Origin of the sequence: Catenuloplanes nepalensis, from assembly GCF_030811575.1 — a bacterium.
Taxonomy (GTDB): domain Bacteria; phylum Actinomycetota; class Actinomycetes; order Mycobacteriales; family Micromonosporaceae; genus Catenuloplanes; species Catenuloplanes nepalensis.
In genome coordinates this window covers 8,550,982-8,570,961 of the sequence record NZ_JAUSRA010000001.1, presented here as the reverse complement: position 1 = coordinate 8,570,961, position 19,980 = coordinate 8,550,982, and the positions used below count along the sequence as shown (strand labels likewise).

Sequence of the window (19,980 nt, the reverse complement as noted above, 5' to 3'; positions counted from 1 at the left end):
GAAGGGGCCCTCGGAAGGGCCCCTCCGCCAGATCTAGATCTCCAGCTCGCGGGCGACCGCGTGGACCACCTGGGCGACCTTCTGCGCGCTGCGTTTGTCCGGGAAACGGCCGCGGCGCAGGTCGGGCTGGATCTTCGCCTCCAGCACCTTGATCATGTCTTCGATGAGACCGTGCAGCTCCTCGGCGGGGCGTCGCCGCAGCTCGGAGACGGAGGGCGGGGCCTCCAGCAGCTTGACGCCCATCGCCTGGGCGCCCTTGCGGCTGTCGACGACACCGAACTCGATCTTCTGCCCGCCCTTGAGCTCCGTGACACCAGCGGGGAGCGCGCCCTTGGGCAGGAACACGTCGCCGCCTTCATCACTGGTGACGAAACCGTAGCCCTTCTGCGCGTCGTACCACTTCACTCGACCCGTAGGCACCGCGGACCTCAACTCCGTTGGACAGACGGGCGGCCGGAGTGCCGCCCTGTGCCCACAAGGCTACTGACCGCGCCGGTACGGACCAACCGCAATCCCGCCCGGCTCAGTGAGCCTGGCGGGCGAGATGATCGTCCAACCAGCCGGGGAACTCCGCGAGATCGGTGAGGACCGCGGTCGCGCCGGCGTCGTGCAGTTCCGCGGCCGAGCAGGGACCCGTGGTCACGCCCACGCCGGGGATCCCGGCGGTGCGGGCGGCGATCATGTCGGCGGTGTGGTCGCCGACGTAGAGCCCGACGCCGTGCTGCACGATCGCGGTCGCCTTGCCCTCGGCGAAGAGGTCGCCGGCGATCTCGTCGACCGGCAGGCCGAGGTGGTCGACGTGCAGCCGGGCCAGGCGGCCGAGCTTGGACGTGACGACCACCACACGACCGCCCCGGGAGCGCACCGCGTGCAGCGCGTCCAGCGCACCGGGCATCGGCAGGGCCGGGGTGACCGCGTGGTCGGGGTAGAGCGCGCGGAACAGCGTGACCGCGTCCTCGATCGCGTCCGGCGGGAACCAGTGGGCCAGCTCGGTGCGCAGCGGCGGGCCGAGGCGGCTGACCGCGAGGTCGGCGTCGACCGGGACACCGGTGCGTGCGGTCAGCTCCCGGTAGTTCGCGGCGATGCCGGGCCGGGAGTCGATCAGCGTCATGTCCAGGTCGAAGCCGACCGATATCACGTCAGTGCCCGGAGTCGCTGCGGTGGTAGATCAGGCGGTCGACCGGCAGCGGGAACGTCTGGTCGTCGCCGAACGGGGAGGGCGCACCGGGACGGTCGGAGGCGAGCTCCGACACCGCCAGGTGACCGGGCTTCGGCTCCTTGGACCGCACCTTCTCCTGGGCGGCGGGCTTCTCCGTCCGTGCCATGCTGCTGCTCCCTAGCTGTCGGTGATGCAACCGATGAGAATGTTCCCACCGGGTCCTCGTCCGGGGATCATCGTCCCATGGATCTCCAGCGCCGGGCGCGGCCGGATAGCGTTGAAGGACGATGACCACCTCACTCGCGGACCACCTGCGCTCCCGTACGGACGACGAGCTGAGCGACCTGCTCCGCCGTCGCCCGGATCTGACCGTGCCCGTCCCCGTGGACGTCTCCGCGCTCGCCGCCCGCGCGCAGTCGCGCGTGTCGACCGCGCGGGCGCTGGAGGGGCTCACCCAGTTCTCGCTGCTGATCCTGGACGCGGCCCGGCTGACTCGCGACCCGGACGGGCACACCTCGGTCGCGGCGATCCTGACCATGGCCGCGGGCACGGCCGAGGCGCGGGACGCCCTGGCCGAACTGCGCGCGCTGTTCCTGATCTACGGCGACGACGACGCGCTGGAGCTGACGCCCGCGCTGGACGACGTCTCCTCGCCGTACCCCGCGGGTCTGGGCCGGCCGGCCGCGGACCTGAACGCGCGGACCGAGGCGCTCTGCGCGGACCCGGCGAAGCTGCGGCGGGCCGTGCTGGCTCTGTCCCCGTCGGCCCGTGCGGTGCTGGACCGGCTGGCCGCGGGCCCGCCGGTGGGCACGGTCTCCGCGGCCGCGCTGGCCGGGGTGACGCCGGGCTCCTCGATCGGGATGGCAGACGCCGACCCCGGCGACGACGCCGCGGACGAGCCGGGCGGCCCGGTGCGCCGGCTGGTCGAGGCCGGGCTGCTGGTGCCGGTCTCGGCGGAGACGGTGGAGTTGCCCCGCGAGATCGGCCTGCTGCTGCGCCGGGACACCGGCCCGCTCGGCGTGCTGCGCCCGCACCCGCCGGCGATCACGCCGCTCGGCCGGGACCCGAAGGCCGCGGACTCCGCGGGCGCGGGTCAGGCGATGGAGACGGTGCGCCGGGTGGAGGCGCTGCTGGAGGCGGTCGCGGCCGAGCCGCCGGCCGTGCTGCGCGCCGGTGGGCTGGGCGTGCGCGAGATCCGCCGGCTGGCCAAGGCGGCCGGTGTCGACGAGGGCACGTCGATCCTGCTGCTGGAGGTGGCGTTGGCGGCCGGTCTGCTCGGCGACGCGGAGGCGGCCACCGCGAAGAGTCGCCGGGTGGGCGGCCCGCCCGGCGAGATGATCTGGCTGCCGACCGCGGCCTACGACGTGTGGCGCGCGACGTCCCTGGCCCGGCGCTGGACCGATCTGGCGGGTGCCTGGCTGGCCATGCCGCGCCAGGTGGTCCAGCCGGGCCAGCGCGACGAGCGCGACAAGCCGCTCAACGCGCTCTCCACGGACGGCGAGCGCCTGGGCGCGCCCGCGAACCGGCGGGTGGTGCTGGAGGTGCTGGCCGGGCTGGAGCCGGGCGCGGCGCCGACCGGCGACGAGATCCTGTCGATCATGGTGTGGCGGTCGCCGCGGCGCACCCGGGGCTGGGAGGGCTCGACGCACCTGGCGCTGGCCGAGGCGGCGGAGCTGGGCGTGACCGGGCTGGGCGCGCTGACCTCGTTCGGCCGGCTGCTGGTCGGGGAGGAGTCGTCCGCGGCGGCCCGGGACGCGGCGATCGCCGGCGATCCGCTGGGCCTGCGCGCGGAGGCGGACCGCGAGCCGGGCGACCCGGAGGTGGTGCGCGCGCTGGACGGCCTGCTGCCCGCGCCGGTCGACCACGTGCTGATCCAGGCGGACCTGTCCGTGGTGGTGCCCGGCCCGCCGGAGCCGGAGCTGGCCGCGGAGCTGGAGACGGTGGCCGAGCACGAGTCCGCGGGCGGCGCGAGCGTGCACCGGCTGACCACGGCGAGCATCCGGCGTGCGCTGGACGCCGGCTACTCCGCGGACGAGCTGCACCGGTTGTTCACGCGGCGGTCCCGCACGCCGGTGCCGCAGTCGCTGACCTACCTGGTGGACGACGTGGCGCGCAAGCACGGCGGGCTGCGCGTGGGTACGGCCGGGGCGTACCTGCGCAGCGACGACGAGTCGCTGCTGGCCGAGGCGCTGGCGGACCGGCGGCTGGCCGCGCTGGCGTTGCGCCGGCTGGCTCCGACCGTGCTGTGCAGCCCGTACGCGCCGGGCCGGCTGCTGCCCGCGCTGCGCGAGGCGGGGTACGCACCGGTGCCGGAGGACGCGTCCGGCGCCACCGTGCTGAACCGGCCGAAGGCGAAGCGGGCGGCCGCGCGGGGCACCCTGGCCGCGACCGCGTCGGACTCGCTGATCGCGTCCCGGCTGACCCGTCCGCGCCTGCTCGGCCTCGTCGAGCAGATCCGGCGCGGCGACGCGGCGGCCCGGGCCGCACGGCGGGCGCCGTCGACGGTCCGGGACGCGGAGGGCCAGGCGCACACGCAGGCGCTCGCCGTGCTCCAGCAGGCGGTCCGGGACAAGGCGCTGGTCTGGGTCGGATACGTCGACGCGCACGGCGCCACCGCCACCCGCCTGGTCCGGCCGGTCTCGATCGGCGCGGGCTATCTGCGCGCGGAGGACGAGCGCACGGAGATGCTGCACACGATGGCGCTGCACCGGATCACGGCGGCGGTTCTGCCTTCGTGAGGGCGCGACGTCGTCGTTTCCTCGAAGGTGCTCCCTTCGCCTTCGGCGAGACGACGTCCGAGGGCGCCCGAGCCGGAGGAGCGGAGCGACGACCCGAGGCTCTGAAGGAGGCCACTACCGAAACGATCACCAAGGCGGTGACGGCGGAGCCCAGGGACTCGCCCATCGAGTCGACGAATCCCTGGCGCTCGATGAACAGGCCGTGCAGGAACCAGCCGAACAGCACCAGGCCGAGCAGGGTGTAACCCACCACGGCCGCCCGGGACACCGGAGTCGCGTCGTCAGGATCCATGACCACCCCCGCATAGGTGAGCACCCATATCGAGAGTGACACCTACGTGCCTGCGGGGGACAGGTGGAAGACGCGCGCTCGCCCCCGTTGATCACACGAACGCGCGTCACCCACCTTGAGGAGACGCCTTCGGGCGGTGACCGGTTGCACGCGGATTCCACGGCCGGCCCGATCGCGTGACAGACTGGATGGTCGCCCGAGTCGGGGTGCGGAGGGAGTCACAGCTGTGGCCGATGGACCACTGATCGTGCAATCGGACAAGACCCTGCTGCTGGAGGTCGATCACAAGGACGCGCAAGCGTGCCGGATCGCGATCGCGCCGTTCGCCGAGTTGGAGCGTTCGCCGGAGCACGTGCACACGTACCGGTTGACGCCGCTGGGCCTGTGGAACGCGCGGGCCGCCGGGCACGACGCGGAGGCGGTGGTGGACGCGCTCATCCGCTTCTCCCGCTACCCCGTACCGCACGCGCTGCTGGTGGACGTGGCCGAGACCATGGACCGGTACGGCCGGCTTCAGCTGGTCAACCACCCGCAGCACGGCCTGACGCTGCACGCGCTGGACCGGATCGTGCTGATCGAGGTCGCGAAGTCGAAGAAACTGGCCGGCATGCTCGGCGCGAAGGTCGACGACGACACCATCGTGGTGCATCCGTCCGAGCGCGGCCGGCTGAAGCAGGCACTGCTCAAGCTGGGCTGGCCGGCCGAGGACCTCGCGGGTTACGTGGACGGCGAGGCCCACCAGATCGACCTGGCACAGGACGGCTGGACGCTGCGCAACTACCAGCGCGAGGCGGTCGACACGTTCTGGGCCGGCGGCTCGGGCGTGGTGGTGCTGCCCTGCGGCGCGGGCAAGACGCTGGTCGGCGCGGCTGCGATGGCGGAGGCGAAGGCGACCACGCTGATCCTGGTGACCAACACGGTCGCGGGCCGGCAGTGGAAGCGGGAGCTGATCGCGCGCACCTCGCTGACCGAGGAGGAGATCGGGGAGTACAGCGGGGAGCGCAAGGAGATCCGCCCGGTCACCATCGCGACGTACCAGGTGCTCACGTCCCGGCGGAACGGCGCGTTCACGCACCTGGACCTGTTCTCCGCGCGGGACTGGGGCCTGGTCGTCTACGACGAGGTGCACCTGCTCCCGGCGCCGATCTTCCGGTTCACCGCGGACCTCCAGGCGCGCCGCCGGCTGGGCCTGACCGCCACGCTGGTCCGCGAGGACGGCCGGGAGGGCGACGTCTTCTCGCTGATCGGCCCGAAGCGGTACGACGCGCCGTGGAAGGACATCGAGGCGCAGGGCTGGATCGCGCCGGCCGAGTGCATGGAGGTCCGGGTCACGCTGACCGACGCGGAGCGGATGAGTTACGCGACCGCGGAGGCGGAGGAGCGCTACCGGATGGCCGCGACCGCGCGGACCAAGCTGCCGGTGGTGAAGGCGCTGCTGGAGCGGCACCCGGACGACCAGAAGCTGGTGATCGGCGGTTACATCGATCAGCTGCACCAGCTCGGCGAGTTCCTGGACGCGCCGATCGTGCAGGGCTCCACGACGAACAAGGAGCGCGAGCGGCTGTTCGACGCGTTCCGGGCCGGGGAGATCTCCACGCTGGTGATCTCGAAGGTCGGCAACTTCTCGATCGACCTGCCGGAGGCGGCGGTGGCGATCCAGGTGTCCGGCACGTTCGGTTCGCGGCAGGAGGAGGCTCAGCGGCTGGGCCGGGTGCTCCGGCCGAAGGCGGACGGGCGGCAGGCGCACTTCTACACCGTGGTGTCCCGGGACACGATCGACACCGAATATGCCGCGCACCGGCAGCGGTTCCTGGCCGAGCAGGGCTACGCGTACACGATCACGGACGCGGACGACATCCTCGGCCCGAAGCTGCCGGAGTTCTAGGTCTCCCCACCCCCGGGGTCCCCGATCACGGAACGGGGACCTCGGGGCCGCCGGCGATCAGCGGGGCCAGCAGGTCGCCGTCGGAGTCCAGGCGGGCCAGCACCTCGGACGGCGTGAGCTGCCGGGCCTCCGCGTCGCCGCACGCCACCGACTCGACCTCGTCCCAGGTGAGCGGCGCGGACGCGGTCGGGGTGGACAGCGCGCGCAGCGAGTAGGGCGCGACCGTGGTCTTGAACGCGTTGTTCTGACTCCAGTCGATGAAGATCTTGCCGGGTCGCAGCTGCTTCGCCATCCTCGCGGTGATGCCGCCCGGGACCGCGCGCGCCAGCTCCTCGGCGACGCGCTTCGCGTACCCGCTGATGATCTCGGCGTTCTGGGTTCCGGCGACCGGGCAGCAGAGCTGCATGCCCTTCTTGCCGGACGTCTTCGGGTAACAGGCGATCCCGTCCTGGCCGAGCCGGTCGCGCATCAGCACCGCGACCGCGCAGCATTCGCGCAGGCCGGCCGGTGCACCCGGGTCCAGGTCGACCACCAGCAGATCCGGGTCGGCACCGACCCGCCACTGCGGCGTGTGCAGCTCCAGCGAGGCGATGTTCGCGCACCAGACCAGCGTGGGCAGATCGTCGACGACCACGAAGTCGATGTTCTCCCGGCCATGGGTGGAGCCCGGGACCGGCAGCGTCTCGGTGTGCACCCATGACGGCGTCCCCCCGGGCTTGTTCTTCTCGAAGAAGAACTGGCCGCCGACGCCGTTCGGGTAGCGGATCCGGGTCAGCGGGCGGCCGCGCAGGTGCGGCAGCAGCGCGGGCGCGACCCGGGTGTAGTAGTCGATCACCTCGGCCTTGGTGAAGCCGGCGTCCGGGTAGAGCACCTTGTCGAGGTTGGAGAGCTCCACCTCGCGGCCGTCCACCTCGACCACCATCCGGCTAGGCATCGTCAGTCACCTCCCCGGGCGATTTATCGGGACGTAAACGCAAAAATCGGGGAAAACGCAGGCGGGCGTCGAGCGTGCGCTGGCCGTACTTGATTTCGACCACCTGCGTCGGATCTACCCAGATCGCGCCGCGGGCATCCTCGCGCGGCACGTCCAGAAAAGGCGATGTCGCGGTCACCAGCGGCTCCAGCAACGCCAGCAGCGCCCGTTCGGTGGCCGCGCCGATGCCGCCGCCGACCCGGCCACGGAACAGCAGCCGGCCGTCCGGCCCCGGCACGCCGACCAGCAGGCCGCCGATCCGGCGCACCCCCGGCCGCCAGCCACCGATCACGAAGTCGCCGGTCAGGTCCATCTTGATTTTGATCCAGTCGGGCGAGCGGGTGCCCGGCAGGTAGACCGAGGTGAGCCGCTTCGCGACCACGCCCTCCAGCCGGTTCTCCTCCGCCACGGCCTGCGTGACCGGCCCGTCCGGGAACGTCGGCGGCACGGCCCAGCGCGGCCCGTCGGACAGCAGCGCCTCCAGCCGTGCGCGCCGCTCCGCGTACGGCAGGCCGGTCAGGTCCTCGCCGTCCTGCCGGAGCAGGTCGAAGACCATGTAGGTGATCGGCCGGGTCACCGCGAGCCGCGCCGCACGGGCCCGGTCGCGCACGTGCATCCGCTCCGCGAGGAGCTGGAACGACGGGCGGCCGTCGCTGAGCACCACGATCTCGCCGTCCAGCAGCGCGTCGCCGAGCAGCCCGCCGAGCGGCGCCAGCTCCGGATAGGCGACCGTGATGTCCGTGCCGGACCGGGCCGCGAGACGCAGTGCGCCCCCGGCGGCGTCGGCGAGCGCGCGAACGCCGTCCCACTTGAACTCGAACGCCCAGCCGGCACCGGCGGGCAGCTCGCCCGACGTGGCCAGCATCGGGCGTGGCCCGGCCGCCATTGGGTCAGGCTAGCCGCAAAACCTCGCGCGATGGTCACATCAGTGCGATCCTCGTAGTTACCGGGCCAAATGTCGGGCGGGGGTTCCGGCTGCTCAAGCCTAGGGAGCGACCATGCGGGCTATCTGGAAGGGAGCCGTCTCGTTCGGCCTGGTGTCGATCGCGGTGCGGCTCTTCTCGGCCACCGAGGAGAAGGACATCCGGTTCCATCAGGTGCACCGGGAGGACGGTGGCCGGATCAAGTACAAACGGGTCTGCTCCGTCGACGGCGAAGAAGTGAAGTTCGACGACATCGCCAAGGGTTACGACATCGGCGGCGGCGAGATGGTGGTGCTGACCGACGACGACTTCGCGGAGCTGCCGCTCTCCACCTCGCGCGCGATCGAGGTGCTGGAGTTCGTGCCGGCCGAGCAGGTCGACCCGATCCTCTACAACAAGGCCTACTACCTGGAGCCGGACGGCGCCGCGACCAAGCCCTACGTGCTGCTGCGCGAGGCGCTCGGCGACGCGGACCGGGTGGCGATCGTCAAGGTGGCGCTGCGTCAGCGCGAGCAGCTCGCCACGCTGCGCGTCCACGACGACGTGCTGCTGCTCAACACGATGCTCTGGCCGGACGAGGTGCGTGCGCCCGAGTTCGGCTTCCTCGACGACGACATCGAGGTCCGCCCGGCCGAGCTGGCGATGGCGTCCTCGCTGATCGACTCGATGGCCGCGGACTTCGACCCGGAGACGTACAGCGATAACTACCGGGCCGCGCTGCAGGAGGTCATCGACGCCAAGGTCGAGGGCCGGGAGATCGTCGCGCCGGAGGAGGAAGAGGAGGCGGCGCCGGCCGCGACCGACCTGATGGCCGCGTTGCGCGCATCGGTCGAACGGGCCCGCGCGGCTCGCGGCGAATCAGACCCACAACCCACGACCAGCGAGGGTACGAAGAAAGCCGCCCCCGCCGCGAAGAAAACCTCCTCGGGCTCCGCCGCGACGAAGACGGCCGCGAAGAAGACCGACGATGAGGCGGCCCCTGCCAAGAAGGCGGCTCCGGCGAAGAAGACCGCGACGCCCGCGAAGAAGACCACCGCGGCGAAGAAGACGGCGTCGGCTGCGAAGAAGACCACGGCGTCCAGGAGTGCCGCGAAGAAGGCCTCCTGAACGCCGTACCCACGCGGGGTCTCGGGTTTGGGGTTGGCGAAGCGGCCGTCCGGTCAGGTGGTGGAGCGCTCCGCCCACTCCCGGTCGGCCGCGCGCTTGCGTTCCAGGCCGTCACGGCCGTCGTACCGCAGGAAGGACGGCAGCGCGGCCGCGAGCGCGATCGTGCCGAGCACGCACAGGATGCCGCCGGTGACGATCGAGCCGCTCACGCCGGTGACCCGCGCGACCAGGCCGGCACGCGTGCCGCCGAGCAGCGGGCCGACCGAGTACGAGATCATCTCGATCCCGGCCAGCCGCCCGCGCAGGTGGTCCGGGATGGTCTGCCCCCAGATGGTCATCCGGAACACGCCGGAGATCATGTCCGCCGCGCCGGCGAACGCCAGGCACGCCACCACCAGCCACAGCTCGTTCGCCAGGCCGGCGCCGATGATGCCGACGCCCCAGGCACCGGCGGCCAGCACCACCATCAGGCCGTGCCGGTGGATCCGCCCGGTCCAGCCGGACGTGAGCGAGGCCAGCATCGACCCGATCGCGGGTGCGGCGTAGAGCAGGCCCAGCACCTCCGGGCCGCCGAGGTCGTCGGCCATGAACGGGTAGAGCGCGGACGGCATGGCGAAGAACATCGCGTTGATGTCGACCAGGTACGTGCCGAGCAGCTCGGGGCGGCTGCGCGCGTACCGGATACCGGTCACCACGGACCGGGTCGACGGGCGTTCCGCGGCGGGCGGCGGGGGCACGGCCTTGACCAGCCACAGGCAGGCCAGCGAGACCACGAAGGTGAGCAGGTCGAACGCGTAGACCCAGTGCAGGTCCACGGTCGCCATCAGCACGCCGGCCAGGCCCGGGCCGGCGAGCTGCCGGACCTGGCTGCTGAGCGAGTTCAGCGCGATCGCCGCGGGCAGCTTCTCCAGCGGCACCACGCGTGGGATCGTGCCCTCGAACGCCGGGCGCTGGACGCCCTCGAACGCGGCGGCCAGCCCGGCGACCAGGAACAGCACCCACAGGTGCGCGTCCGCCAGCAGCGAGTTGAGCAGCAGCACCAGGGCCAGCCCGGCGAGTGCCGCCTCGCTGATCAGCACCAGCCGCCGCCGGTCGACGTAGTCGGCGAGCGCGCCGCCGACGAACGACATGAAGATCAGCGGCACCAGCTCGGCCACGCCGAGCAGACCGACCATCAGCGGGTCGTCGGTCATCTGCGCGACCTGGTACGGGATCGTGATGAGGCTGATGTACGAGCCGAGACCCGAGACCGTGGACGCCGAGAAGATCAGCCGGAAGTCGCGCGAGATCCGCAGCGGGGACAGGTCCATCACGTACCGGCATGCTGCCTGATCTTGCGAAAGGCGGCTACCTCATTACCAGATTCCCGGTCCGCTCGAACTCGGCCAGGTCGTCCAGCGTGCGCGCGACCGTGCCCGGGACCGGGAACGGCGGTTCCGCGAGGTCGAACCACATCGCGTCGAGGCTCTCGTCCGTCACGCGCTGCAACTCACCGTCCCACTCGTCGACCCGGAAGCCGGTGACGAAGTGCTGGTACGTGTGACCCCACATGTTCGTGAACGTGTAGTCCGCGCCGGAGTACATCGCGTACGGCGTGACCCGGCGCGCGTGCAGCCCGGTCTCCTCCCGCACCTCGCGGATCGCGCAGTCGACGATCGACTCACCCAGCTCCATCGCACCGGCCGGCAGCGCCCAGTGCCCGTTGTCGGACCGCTGGATCAGCAGCACCCGGCCCCGATCGTCGCGCAGCACCGCACGCGCCGCGATGAACATCAGGACCCGATCGCCGGCCAGCTCGCGAATCTGGCCCATGTACGAGTCCGCCCACGGAATGCTGACCATGACCGCAGTTTTTCACAGCGCCCGAACCCTTCCGCACTGTGACCCCGGTCACCTAACGTTGGTGCGCATGCGTAGCACGATGATGGCGAATCCGTTGCTCGTCTCCCGGCTGCTCGAGCACGGCAGCACCGTGCACGGCCGCGCGACCGTGGCCACCTGGACCGGCGCCGGCTCCCGCCGGACGACGTACACCCAGGTGGGTGCGGACGCGGCCCGGCTCGCGCACGCGCTGCGCGACGAGCTCGGCGTCACCGGCGACCAGCGCGTCGCCACGTTCATGTGGAACAACGCGGAGCACCTCACGGCCTACTACGCGGTGCCGAGCATGGGCGCGGTGCTGCACACGCTCAACCTGCGGCTGTTCCCGGAGCAGCTGACCTACATCGCGAACCACGCGGAGGACCGGGTGATCCTGGTCGACGAGACGCTGGTGCCGCTGCTGGCCCGGGTGCTGCCGGCGCTGAAGACGGTCGAGCACGTGGTGGTCAACGGCTCGGCCGCCGCGGTCCCGGCCGGGCCGTGGCAGGTGCACTCCTGGTCGGACCTGCTGGCCGGGCGGCCCTCCGGCTATGACTGGCCCGACCTGGACGAGCAGGACGCCGCCGCGCTCTGCTACACCTCCGGGACCACCGGCAACCCGAAGGGCGTGGCCTACTCACACCGCTCGATCTGGCTGCACTCCATGCAGGTGTGCACGCCGGAGTCGTTCGGGCTGAGCACGCACGACACCATGCTCGCGATCGTGCCGATGTTCCACGCCATGTCCTGGGGCCTGCCGTACGCGTGCTTCATGTCCGGCGCGTCGCTGGTCATGCCGGACCGGTTCATGGCCGGTGCCGCGATCGCGCCGATGATCGCGGCAGAGCGCCCGACCAAGGCCGCGGCCGTGCCGACCATCTGGACCGACCTGCTCGCCCACCTGGACGCCTCTCCGACGGACGTCTCCTCGATGACCGAGGTGATCGTCGGCGGGTCGGCCTGCCCGCCCGCGCTGATGCACGCGTTCCAGGAGCGATACGGGATCGCCATCGTGCACGCCTGGGGCATGACCGAGACGTCCCCGCTCGGCTCGATGTCCCGCCCGCCGGCCGGCGTCGACCCGTGGCCCTACCGGTACACGCAGGGACGCGTCCCGGCCGGCGTGGCGGCCCGGATCGTCGGCCCGCTCGGCGAGGTGGTGCCGTCCGACGGCGAGTCGGTCGGCGAGCTGGAGGTCCGCGGCCCGTGGGTCACCGCCGGATACCTCGGCGAGGACCGGCCGGACCCGGAGAAGTTCCGGGACGGCTGGCTGCGCACCGGCGACGTCGGCACGCTCTCCGCCGAGGGGTTCCTCACGCTCACCGACCGCGCCAAGGACGTGATCAAGTCCGGCGGCGAGTGGATCTCCTCGGTCGAGCTGGAGAACCACCTGATGGCGCACCCGGCCGTGCTGGAGGCGTGCGTGGTCGGCGTGCCCGACGACCGCTGGGGAGAACGCCCGTTCGCCACCGTCGTGCTCCGCGACGGCACGTCCGCCACCGCCACGGAGCTGCGCGAGTTCCTGTCGTCACGGGTGGCGAAGTGGCAGCTGCCGGAGCGGTGGGCGTTCATCCCCGAGGTCCCGAAGACGTCGGTCGGCAAGTTCGACAAGAAGCAGGTGCGCTCGTCGTACGCCGACGGCGCACTGCCCGTCTCGACCCTTCCCTAGGCGTGCTGGCGGACGTGTGGGCCCTCGGCGATCGCCTCGACCATCTTCGTGCAGAAGGCCGGCAGGTCGTCCGGGTTGCGGCTGGTCACCAATCCGTTGTCGACGTAGACCTCCTCGTCGACCCAGGTCGCGCCCGCGTTCGCCAGGTCGGTGCGCAGGCTCGGCCAGGACGTCAGCGTGCGCCCGTCCACCACGCCCGCCTCGACCAGCGTCCACGGCCCGTGACAGATGGCCGCGACCGGCTTGTGCGCGTCGAAGAACGACCGCACGAACCGGACCGCGTCCGGGTCCGCGCGCAGGAAATCCGGGTTCGCCACGCCGCCCGGCAGCACCAGCGCGTCGTACTCCTGCTCGCCGGCGTCCGTCACCACCTTGTCCACCGGGTACGTCTTCGACTTGTCCATGTGGTCCATCGACTGGATCTCACCGGACTTGATCGACACCAGCTCGACCACGCCGCCGGCATCGATCACCGCCTGCCGTGGCTGCGTGTACTCGACCTCCTCCACGCCGTCCGTCGCCAGGAACGCGACCCGCTTGCCTTCCAGCACCCCACTCATCTCGCCCATCCCTTCCGTTCGGCTTCGCCCCCGGCTTTCCCGACCCTCCCCACCCGAAACCACACCCGCATGTGACCTGCCCCGACACGCCCCGGGGGATCTCGGTGTCGGGCGGCTCCAGGCGTGACGTATATTGAGTGGGCGTTGCCGCCTTAGCTCAGTCGGTAGAGCGTGTTACTCGTAATAACAAGGTCGACGGTTCGATTCCGTCAGGCGGCTCGGCAGTGCGAAGCCCCTGGTCACCTCGGTGACCAGGGGCTTCGTCATATGCGGTGCACGCGCCAACGACGGCCCCTCATCGAAAGATCACGATCTGGGGACAACGCTGAGGACACAGCGGCTCAGCCAGCCTCCCGCCCGCCTCGCGACGCCACGCCTCGGCCGCCGCGGGGGTGTGGCCGCTGCCGATCAGCCACTGCACGAGCATCGCGACTCCTCAGCAAGGGCCGGTTACCGGCCCTGGTTCGGTGGGCAGCAGGACTCCGCCTCGCCGTCCCAGAATTCCAGGTCGACCCGGTAGCCCGTGCCGTGCAGCGCCGCCAGGGCGTAGGCCATCGAAGTGCCGTCCTGCATGGCCTCGGTCAGGATCGGGCGGTGGTCGACGAACCCGCCGGCGATCTGCTCACACGCGGCCCGGTACGCCTCGGTGTGCTGGAGCACGGCGTGCCGGACCGCGACTACGCGGCCTGCCATCTTCCGTGCGCGTCCTGTCACATACGGTCGTTGTTTTGGTATATATAGGCCCGGGTACCGAACCTCCCGACGACGCGCTGGGCGATGTGGGAGCGGGTGACGATCGTGGAGAGCCGACTCAAGGTCTCGGGGCACTCGGTCCACCTGATGCTGTTCATGCTTCCGATGGGCCTGTTCGTGACCGGAATCATCTTCGATCTCTTCCACCTGATGGGTGGGCCGTCGCTGCTGGCGATGGCCGGTTACTGGCAGGTGGTCGGCGGACTGTTCGGCGCGGCGATCGCGGGGCTGGCCGGCATCGCCGATCTGCTCTTCCTGCAGCCCGGCACGCGGGCGCGGCGGGTGGCGATCGCGCACGGGCTGATCAACGGCGGCGTGCTGGCCATGTTCGCGGTGGTGTGGCTGGTCCGGGTCGGTGACCCGGAGCGGGCCGCGGGCGCGATGCTGGTGGCGGTCGAGCTGTTGATCCTGCTGCTCGGCGCGGTCGCGGCGTGGCTCGCGGGCGAGCTGGTGGAGGGCGTGCCGGCCGACGGCGAGGCGCGGCCGGCGACGTTGCGGAGCCGCGCGGTGCAGGCGATCGGCGCGTTCATGACCGCCCGCTGATCTCCTCATCGAGTGATCGTCGACAATCCCCGCTAGATTCGGATCGTGACCGTCGATCCCACCGAGGTGCCGGCGGAGGCGCAGCTTCGCGTCCGGCGCCGTCCCGCGTCCCTCGACCCGCGCGAGCTCGGCTTCACCCCGCAGGCGCCGGTGCCCTGGCTGGCGCCGCTGCTGCTGGTCAACGCGGGTCTGCGTACCCTGCTGGCCCATCTGTTCGGCGCCTATCTGGACAAGCGCGAGATGCAGATCGCGCTCGGCCCGGCGCCCAGCCACGACCACAGTGACGCCGACGAGCTGTGGATCGACTACGTGGCCGACCTGGGCGACGGGTTCGACTCCACGTACTCGATCGCGTATCTGCTGGCGCAGCCGGAGCTGCGGCCGGACGGCGTGGACCGGCCGCTGCCGCGCGGCCGGCTGCTGGTGATGGGCGGCGACCAGGTGTATCCGACCGCGAGCGGTGAGGCCTACGAGAACCGGTCGAAGGGCCCCTACGAGGCCGCGATGCCGGTCGCGCCGCCGGACGGCGTCCAGCCGACGCTGTTCGCGGTGCCGGGCAACCACGACTGGTACGACGGGCTCACCGCCTTCCTGCGGCTGTTCGCGCGGCGGCGGGACGCGGAGTTCGGCGGCTGGCGGACCGAGCAGCGCCGCTCCTACTTCGCGGTGAAGCTGCCGCACGGGTGGTGGCTGCTGGGCCTGGACGAGCAGGCCGGGTCCTACATCGACGATCCACAGCTGGAGTACTTCCAGGACGTGGCGGACCGGATCCGGCCGGAGGACCGGATCATCCTGGCGGTGCCGGCGCCGACCTGGGTCAAGGCCGCGGACCGGCCGGGCGCGTACGACTCCGTCGACTACTTCGTGCGCAAGGTGCTGGCGCCGACCGGCGCGCAGGTGCGCCTGATGGTCAGCGGCGACCTGCACCACTACGCGCGCTACTCCGGCGCGGACCGCGAGCTGATCACCTGCGGAGGCGGCGGCGCCTACCTGGTCGCGACGCACTCGCTGCCCGAGACGATCACGGTGCCGCCGCACGACACGCTGGTCCGGAACGCCAGCGTGCCGCGCGACTACGCGATCAAGGGCCGGTTCCCCACGGTGAAGGAATCCCGCGCGTACATCCCGGGGATCTTCTGGCGCCTGCCGCGCAACAACCCCGGGTTCGCCACCCTCATCGGCATCGTGCACTCGATGCTGATGCTCACCATGAGCGGTGCCGTGCGAGGCGAGGAGTCCTCACCGCAGCTCCTGACGCTGCCGCTGGGCCTGATGCTCTTCTTCGTGCTGGGTGCCACGATCGCGTTCGCCAAACCCCCAAAGATCGGCCATAAGGGGTACGCCAAACACTGGCTGATCGGCATAGCCCACGGCCTGGCACACCTGTCGGTGGGCGCGCTCGGCACCTGGGCGTGGCTGAGCAGCCCGCTGTCCACCTGGGAGTGGCAGGTCGTCACGGCCGCGATCATCTACGGCCCGGTCGCCGGCTTCCTCGGCGCCGAGTTGCTCGCCCTCTACCTGGTGATCGCCAACTTCCTCACCGTCAACGTCAACGAACTCTTCGCCGGCCAGGGCATCGACGACTCCAAGTCGTTCCTCCGCATGCACATCGCCCCGGACGGCGCGCTCACGGTCTATCCCATCGCTCTGCGCCGCGTGAACCGCCGCTGGACCGCCGCCCCGGACGCACCCGAGCACTCCCCCTGGATCGTCCCGGCCACGCCGCTGCGGCCGCACCTCGCTGAGGACCAGCCGATCAGGATCTGAGCCGGTCAGCCGACGATGGCGGTCAGGTCGATCTCAACTTCCTGGCCGCCGATGGTGACCACGACGCGGGAGCGGGTCGCCCCCGCCGCGGTCAGGTAGTTGGCGAGGGTGGAGAGCAGCATGTCGGGGCGGCTCTCGATCCGGCTGATCTCGGACTGCGCGACGCCCATCAGCTTGGCGAGCTCGACCTGGGTGAGGTCGGCCGCCTTCCGGATGGACGCGAGATTCTCCGCGTATTCCCGGTCGGCGTCGGCCATCTCGGCGCGGATGCGGTCGACCCGCTCCGGCGCGCCCTTTCTGGCCTTGAGCCTCGCCAGTCGGACCCGCGCCGCCGACGTCCCGACGAAGCCCTCCGGCTCCGGCGCCGGTTGCTGATCAGTCATTCCTGCCTCCCGCGGCCTCCCTGATGAATGCCGATATCACCTGGTCTGCCCGGTGGCCGACGCTGTCGTAGAAGATGTCGCCCTCGAGCTCGTCGAGCCAGGCGTCGAAGCTTCTGGACCAGTCAATCTCCGCGCCCGAGAATATAGCATCAACAGCATACCGACAGGGCGGATCATGGTGACCGAAATCACCATGATCGCTAAACCGCTCAGGCCTGCGGGTACGCCGCGTCGTGCGCCTGGCGCGGACCGCAGACCGACGCCCGTGAGCAGGAGCAGCGGGAGCCGTCGGCATCGAGGCGGACGACGACCTCATCCCGGGGAACGCTGTGGCCGACGACCTTGCCGTCGCCGTGGTCGGTGCTGACCCGGGTGCCGACCGCGGGCGCGGTGGCCTGGAACTTCTGGTACAGCGGGTGTTCGTACTTCAGGCAGCACATCAGGCGGCCGCAGGCGCCGGAGATGCGTAGCGGGTTGAGCGGGAGCTCCTGGTCCTTGGCCATCCGGATGGTGACCGGCTCGAAGTCGGTGAGGAACGTGGCGCAGCACAGGTCGCGGCCGCAGGAGCCGATGCCGCCCTGCACGCGGGCGGAGTCGCGGGCGGAGAGCTGACGCAGCTCGACGCGGCAGTGCAGGGTGGCGCCGAGGTCGCGAACCAGCGAGCGGAAGTCGACACGGTGCGGCGCGGTGAAGTAGATCGTGGTGCGCGCGCCGCCGTTGCCGCCGGTGGACTCCAGCACGTGGTCGATCGCCACCACCTTCATCGGCAGGTCGTGCTCGCGGATCAGGCGCTTCGCGGCGACCTTGGCCTCGGCCTTGCGGCGGCGCTGGGCCTCGTCGCGCTTGAGGTCCTCCTCCGTCGCCAGGCCGGCCAGCCGGGGGAAGCCGTCGGTCTCCTCGGTGACCCACTGCGCGGCCCAGACGCACTCGGCGACCTCGGGCCCGTCGTCCGTGGGCACCAGCACCTTGTCACCCACGACGGGGCGCAGATCGCCCGGATCCAGGTAATACAGGCGCCCATAACGGTTGAAACTCACCGCACACAGCATCCCCATCCCTTCACCCTACGTCGCGGGACGGCCATCGGGGAGTGGCCCGCTGCGCGCTGATTTGCCCCGCATCGAACCATTCAAGACTGTCGGTCGAATGCGATCGTCCATCCAGTCAGGACACACGCGGGGGCCGTGCCGGAAACCGGCGCCGCACAGTTGCGCAGGTGTCCACAGATCCTGCGGGGGGTGCAGGAGGACGGCGGCGGCGTCGCGGCCGGAAGCGGCTCTTGGCACCGGCCACCCGGCTCGCGACGCCGCCGCCAACCACGGCGTGGGTTTGCGCGAACACCCTCGGATCCGGCAGGGAGACCGTCCGCAGAAGCATGGGAAGTGGCCAGACCGGAAAGCGGAGGATCAGGATTCCGATGTCAGGGTCCGGCCGTCGACGTGCCGGAACGCGCCCGCGATCAGTTCGCGCAGCGCCTCGCCGTCGACGTCCGCGAGTCGCTTGACGTAGAGGCAGGACTTGCCGGCCGAGTGCGGACCCAGTCGCGCCACAATCTCGTCATATCCATCGAAGCCGGGCATCAGGTAGAACGTCAGCGCCGCGCGCCGGGGCGAGAAACCGACCGCCGGCCAGTCGCCGCTGCGGCCGGACGCGTACTCGTAGCGGTAGGCGCCGAAGCCGACGATGCTGGACCCCCACATGACCGGTTCCGCGCCGGTCACGTCGGCGATGAGCGCGCAGGCGGTCTCCGCGTCCTCGCGCCGCCGGGCGTCGGTGACGGACGCGAGGAAACCGGGCACGCTGGTCGCGTTCCGCTGGGTCTTCGGCTCAGCCATGCCGCCCACCGTAGGACGGACGCCGGTGCGTTGTCACACAAACTCGCACAGCGATCAGTAGCGGGCCCGCAGCACCCCGCTGTCCGGCGGCGGCAACGGCTCGTCGGCCGGCTCGCGGTAGCCGATGCCGGCCAGCCGTTCCGTCCACTCCGCGTGCAGCGCCTCGCCGGCCTCGACGATCTCCGCGACCACGCCGAGCACCCGCGCCGCGATCTCCGCAGCCGCGGTGGCGGTCGTCAGCTCGTCGTCCGGAACGGCAGCGACCAGACTGACCGCCTCCGCGGAGGCCAGCGACGCGGCCAGGACCGAGGCGAGCGCGGTCCGGGACGATGCGATCCACGCGTCGAGCGCGGCCGTGTAGTCCGCGGTGGCCGCCAGGTGACCGGCCAGGCTGGCGCCGCCGCCGGCCAGGTGGTCGGCGAGCCCGGCCCGGTACCGCTCGAACGCCTGCGCGCCCGCACCCTCCCAGTCCTGCGGCGTGCCGATGGTGTCGCGCGCCTCCCCGTACTCCCGGGCGATCTGGCGCAGTGACGCGCCCGCGGCGAGCAGCGGCGCGGGCCTCAGCGCGGCGATCGCCTCGACCGACGGGAGCGTGAGCGCGCCGAGGCGGCGCAGCAGCGGCCAGAGGCGATGCTCGGTAGGGGCGCCGTGGGTGTGGAGCGCGTCGTCGACCCGGTGCAGCAGGTCGGCGGCGGGCTCGGCGAGCGCGTCCAGCTGGTCCATCTCAGGAAATGCCTCGATAAATCGGTTAGCGGTCGCGGAATTGGCCGGCGGTGGCGTGGTCGGTCTCGGCGTACGCGGACGCCGCGATGCGCAACGACTCGGCCGCGCCGGCGAGGCGGGCCGCGGTGGACGCGGCCTCCCGGGCGTGCCCCTCCACCACGCGCGTCCACTGGCTGCGCAGCGAGCGGTGCAGTTCGCCGAGGCGGCCGGGGGCGTCCGCGCCGATCCAGGCCGGGGCCTCCAGGTCGACAAGCTTCCGGTACGCCGAGTCCAGCGTCGACGCGGCGCCGTCGAGTCGATCGGCGGCCTCACGCATGCTTTCCATCCGTGGCTCCCTGAGGTAGGTCAGTCCGCGAGGGACGGGTAGTCCGCGAAGGCCTCGGCGCGAAGTTTCTCCCGGGCCCAGCGTGCGGCCTCGGTCGCGGCGGTGACCGCGGCCGTGACCGCCTCGGACAGCTCGCGGCCGGTGCGGCCGTGCAGTGCGCCGAGAACGCGCACGTCCGTGATCACACCGGACGCGGTGACGTCGACTTCCACCGTGCCGTCCGAGGAGCGGACGGTCACCGCCACCATCGCCGCGGCCCGGTCGAACTCGGCCTGCGCGGTCTGGATTCGGCGATAGCGCGCGATGGCCTCGTCGACCCACGCCTCGTCGATCTCGCGGGGCATGCACGGCTCCCTCACCGATGAGCTCTCACCCTGGCACTCGGACCACGGGCCGGCGACGCGTCGGCCAGCCGCACGGGCCAGGTCGAGAATGGCTCGATGTGTGCCCTCCGTTACGGCTGAGCACACTACCGGTCAACGGCC

The 19,980-nt window shown here is 71.5% G+C and carries 22 protein-coding genes and 1 tRNA gene; 7 read left to right on the top strand and 16 right to left on the bottom strand.

Going from position 1 to position 19,980, the window contains the following annotated elements:
• Nucleotides 1-33: 33 nt before the first annotated feature.
• The 3 genes from J2S43_RS37215 to J2S43_RS37205 all read right to left on the bottom strand — a co-directional run bounded on the left by J2S43_RS37215 (nucleotide 34) and on the right by J2S43_RS37205 (nucleotide 1,325).
• Nucleotides 34-420 carry a cold-shock protein gene (locus J2S43_RS37215; RefSeq protein WP_306837240.1) on the bottom strand — a complete coding sequence of 129 codons (387 nt, stop codon included), beginning with the start codon at nucleotides 418-420 and terminating at the stop codon, nucleotides 34-36.
• Nucleotides 421-523: 103 nt separating this feature from the next.
• Nucleotides 524-1,138: an HAD family hydrolase gene (locus J2S43_RS37210; protein ID WP_306837238.1), complete on the bottom strand. Its 615-nt coding sequence runs from the start codon at nucleotides 1,136-1,138 to the stop codon at nucleotides 524-526.
• 1 nt (nucleotide 1,139) lies between these two features.
• Nucleotides 1,140-1,325, bottom strand: a complete 186-nt coding sequence (locus J2S43_RS37205; RefSeq protein WP_306837236.1) for a hypothetical protein — start codon at nucleotides 1,323-1,325, stop codon at nucleotides 1,140-1,142.
• A 121-nt stretch (nucleotides 1,326-1,446) separates the two neighbouring features.
• Here J2S43_RS37205 and J2S43_RS37200 point away from each other — a divergent pair, with 121 nt between their 5' ends.
• Nucleotides 1,447-3,897, top strand: coding sequence for a helicase-associated domain-containing protein (locus J2S43_RS37200; protein WP_306837234.1), 2,451 nt, complete (start codon nucleotides 1,447-1,449; stop codon nucleotides 3,895-3,897).
• On the opposite strand, the gene J2S43_RS37195 is transcribed toward J2S43_RS37200, so the two are convergent.
• A complete protein-coding gene (locus tag J2S43_RS37195) occupies nucleotides 3,872-4,213 on the bottom strand; it encodes a hypothetical protein (protein ID WP_306837232.1) in 342 nt (113 codons plus the stop codon). The two genes, J2S43_RS37200 and J2S43_RS37195, sit on opposite strands and share 26 nt — an antisense overlap.
• Before the next feature lie 202 nt (nucleotides 4,214-4,415).
• Here J2S43_RS37195 and J2S43_RS37190 point away from each other — a divergent pair, with 202 nt between their 5' ends.
• Nucleotides 4,416-6,074 carry a DNA repair helicase XPB gene (locus J2S43_RS37190; protein WP_306837230.1) on the top strand — a complete coding sequence of 553 codons (1,659 nt, stop codon included), beginning with the start codon at nucleotides 4,416-4,418 and terminating at the stop codon, nucleotides 6,072-6,074.
• Between the two features lie 25 nt (nucleotides 6,075-6,099).
• Here the strand turns inward: J2S43_RS37190 and ligD (J2S43_RS37185) are convergent, their stop codons facing one another.
• On the bottom strand, nucleotides 6,100-7,008 hold the full coding sequence (ligD, locus tag J2S43_RS37185; RefSeq protein ID WP_306837228.1) for a non-homologous end-joining DNA ligase: 909 nt from the start codon (nucleotides 7,006-7,008) through the stop codon (nucleotides 6,100-6,102).
• A complete protein-coding gene (ligD, locus tag J2S43_RS37180) occupies nucleotides 7,001-7,933 on the bottom strand; it encodes a non-homologous end-joining DNA ligase (RefSeq protein WP_306837227.1) in 933 nt (310 codons plus the stop codon). Before ligD (J2S43_RS37180) ends, ligD (J2S43_RS37185) begins: the two co-directional genes overlap by 8 nt.
• Before the next feature lie 112 nt (nucleotides 7,934-8,045).
• On the opposite strand from ligD (J2S43_RS37180), the gene ku reads away from it, so the two are divergent.
• Nucleotides 8,046-9,077, top strand: a complete 1,032-nt coding sequence (gene ku, locus J2S43_RS37175; RefSeq protein ID WP_306837226.1) for a non-homologous end joining protein Ku — start codon at nucleotides 8,046-8,048, stop codon at nucleotides 9,075-9,077.
• Nucleotides 9,078-9,130: 53 nt separating this feature from the next.
• Here ku and J2S43_RS37170 read toward each other — a convergent pair whose 3' ends face one another.
• The gene (locus J2S43_RS37170; RefSeq protein ID WP_306839716.1) at nucleotides 9,131-10,387 is read right to left on the bottom strand and encodes an MFS transporter; all 1,257 of its coding nucleotides are present in this window, start codon (nucleotides 10,385-10,387) and stop codon (nucleotides 9,131-9,133) included.
• 37 nt (nucleotides 10,388-10,424) lie between these two features.
• Entirely contained in the window at nucleotides 10,425-10,919 is a 495-nt protein-coding gene (locus J2S43_RS37165; RefSeq protein WP_306837224.1) for an NUDIX domain-containing protein, read from the bottom strand.
• Between the two features lie 67 nt (nucleotides 10,920-10,986).
• On the opposite strand from J2S43_RS37165, the gene J2S43_RS37160 reads away from it, so the two are divergent.
• Nucleotides 10,987-12,606, top strand: coding sequence for a fatty acid--CoA ligase (locus tag J2S43_RS37160; protein WP_306837222.1), 1,620 nt, complete (start codon nucleotides 10,987-10,989; stop codon nucleotides 12,604-12,606).
• Here J2S43_RS37160 and J2S43_RS37155 read toward each other — a convergent pair.
• Nucleotides 12,603-13,166: a type 1 glutamine amidotransferase domain-containing protein gene (locus tag J2S43_RS37155; RefSeq protein ID WP_306837220.1), complete on the bottom strand. Its 564-nt coding sequence runs from the start codon at nucleotides 13,164-13,166 to the stop codon at nucleotides 12,603-12,605. The two genes, J2S43_RS37160 and J2S43_RS37155, sit on opposite strands and share 4 nt — an antisense overlap.
• 146 nt (nucleotides 13,167-13,312) lie before the next feature.
• On the opposite strand from J2S43_RS37155, the gene J2S43_RS37150 reads away from it, so the two are divergent.
• Nucleotides 13,313-13,385, top strand: a tRNA-Thr gene (locus tag J2S43_RS37150).
• Nucleotides 13,386-13,616: 231 nt separating this feature from the next.
• Here the strand turns inward: J2S43_RS37150 and J2S43_RS37145 are convergent.
• Complete coding sequence (locus tag J2S43_RS37145) at nucleotides 13,617-13,859, bottom strand: hypothetical protein (protein ID WP_306837219.1); 243 nt, start codon at nucleotides 13,857-13,859, stop codon at nucleotides 13,617-13,619.
• A gap of 105 nt (nucleotides 13,860-13,964) precedes the next feature.
• Between J2S43_RS37145 and J2S43_RS37140 the strand changes: the two genes are divergently transcribed.
• The gene (locus tag J2S43_RS37140; RefSeq protein WP_306837217.1) at nucleotides 13,965-14,462 is read left to right on the top strand and encodes a DUF2231 domain-containing protein; all 498 of its coding nucleotides are present in this window, start codon (nucleotides 13,965-13,967) and stop codon (nucleotides 14,460-14,462) included.
• Between the two features lie 45 nt (nucleotides 14,463-14,507).
• Nucleotides 14,508-16,229 (top strand): metallophosphoesterase family protein, encoded by a 1,722-nt coding sequence (locus J2S43_RS37135; RefSeq protein WP_306837215.1) that lies wholly within the window; start codon nucleotides 14,508-14,510, stop codon nucleotides 16,227-16,229.
• A 5-nt stretch (nucleotides 16,230-16,234) separates the two neighbouring features.
• Here the strand turns inward: J2S43_RS37135 and J2S43_RS37130 are convergent, their stop codons facing one another.
• The 6 genes from J2S43_RS37130 to J2S43_RS37105 all read right to left on the bottom strand — a co-directional run bounded on the left by J2S43_RS37130 (nucleotide 16,235) and on the right by J2S43_RS37105 (nucleotide 19,839).
• The gene (locus J2S43_RS37130) at nucleotides 16,235-16,612 is read right to left on the bottom strand and encodes a helix-turn-helix domain-containing protein (RefSeq protein ID WP_306837214.1); all 378 of its coding nucleotides are present in this window, start codon (nucleotides 16,610-16,612) and stop codon (nucleotides 16,235-16,237) included.
• 209 nt (nucleotides 16,613-16,821) lie between these two features.
• Nucleotides 16,822-17,667 carry a PSP1 domain-containing protein gene (locus J2S43_RS37125; RefSeq protein WP_306837212.1) on the bottom strand — a complete coding sequence of 282 codons (846 nt, stop codon included), beginning with the start codon at nucleotides 17,665-17,667 and terminating at the stop codon, nucleotides 16,822-16,824.
• A 351-nt stretch (nucleotides 17,668-18,018) separates the two neighbouring features.
• Nucleotides 18,019-18,447: a DUF1801 domain-containing protein gene (locus tag J2S43_RS37120; protein WP_306837210.1), complete on the bottom strand. Its 429-nt coding sequence runs from the start codon at nucleotides 18,445-18,447 to the stop codon at nucleotides 18,019-18,021.
• A gap of 54 nt (nucleotides 18,448-18,501) precedes the next feature.
• Nucleotides 18,502-19,170: a hypothetical protein gene (locus tag J2S43_RS37115; protein ID WP_306837208.1), complete on the bottom strand. Its 669-nt coding sequence runs from the start codon at nucleotides 19,168-19,170 to the stop codon at nucleotides 18,502-18,504.
• A 25-nt stretch (nucleotides 19,171-19,195) separates the two neighbouring features.
• Nucleotides 19,196-19,495, bottom strand: a complete 300-nt coding sequence (locus tag J2S43_RS37110) for a type VII secretion target (RefSeq protein WP_306837206.1) — start codon at nucleotides 19,493-19,495, stop codon at nucleotides 19,196-19,198.
• Nucleotides 19,496-19,515: 20 nt separating this feature from the next.
• On the bottom strand, nucleotides 19,516-19,839 hold the full coding sequence (locus J2S43_RS37105; protein ID WP_306837203.1) for a YbaB/EbfC family nucleoid-associated protein: 324 nt from the start codon (nucleotides 19,837-19,839) through the stop codon (nucleotides 19,516-19,518).
• Nucleotides 19,840-19,980: the final 141 nt, after the last annotated feature.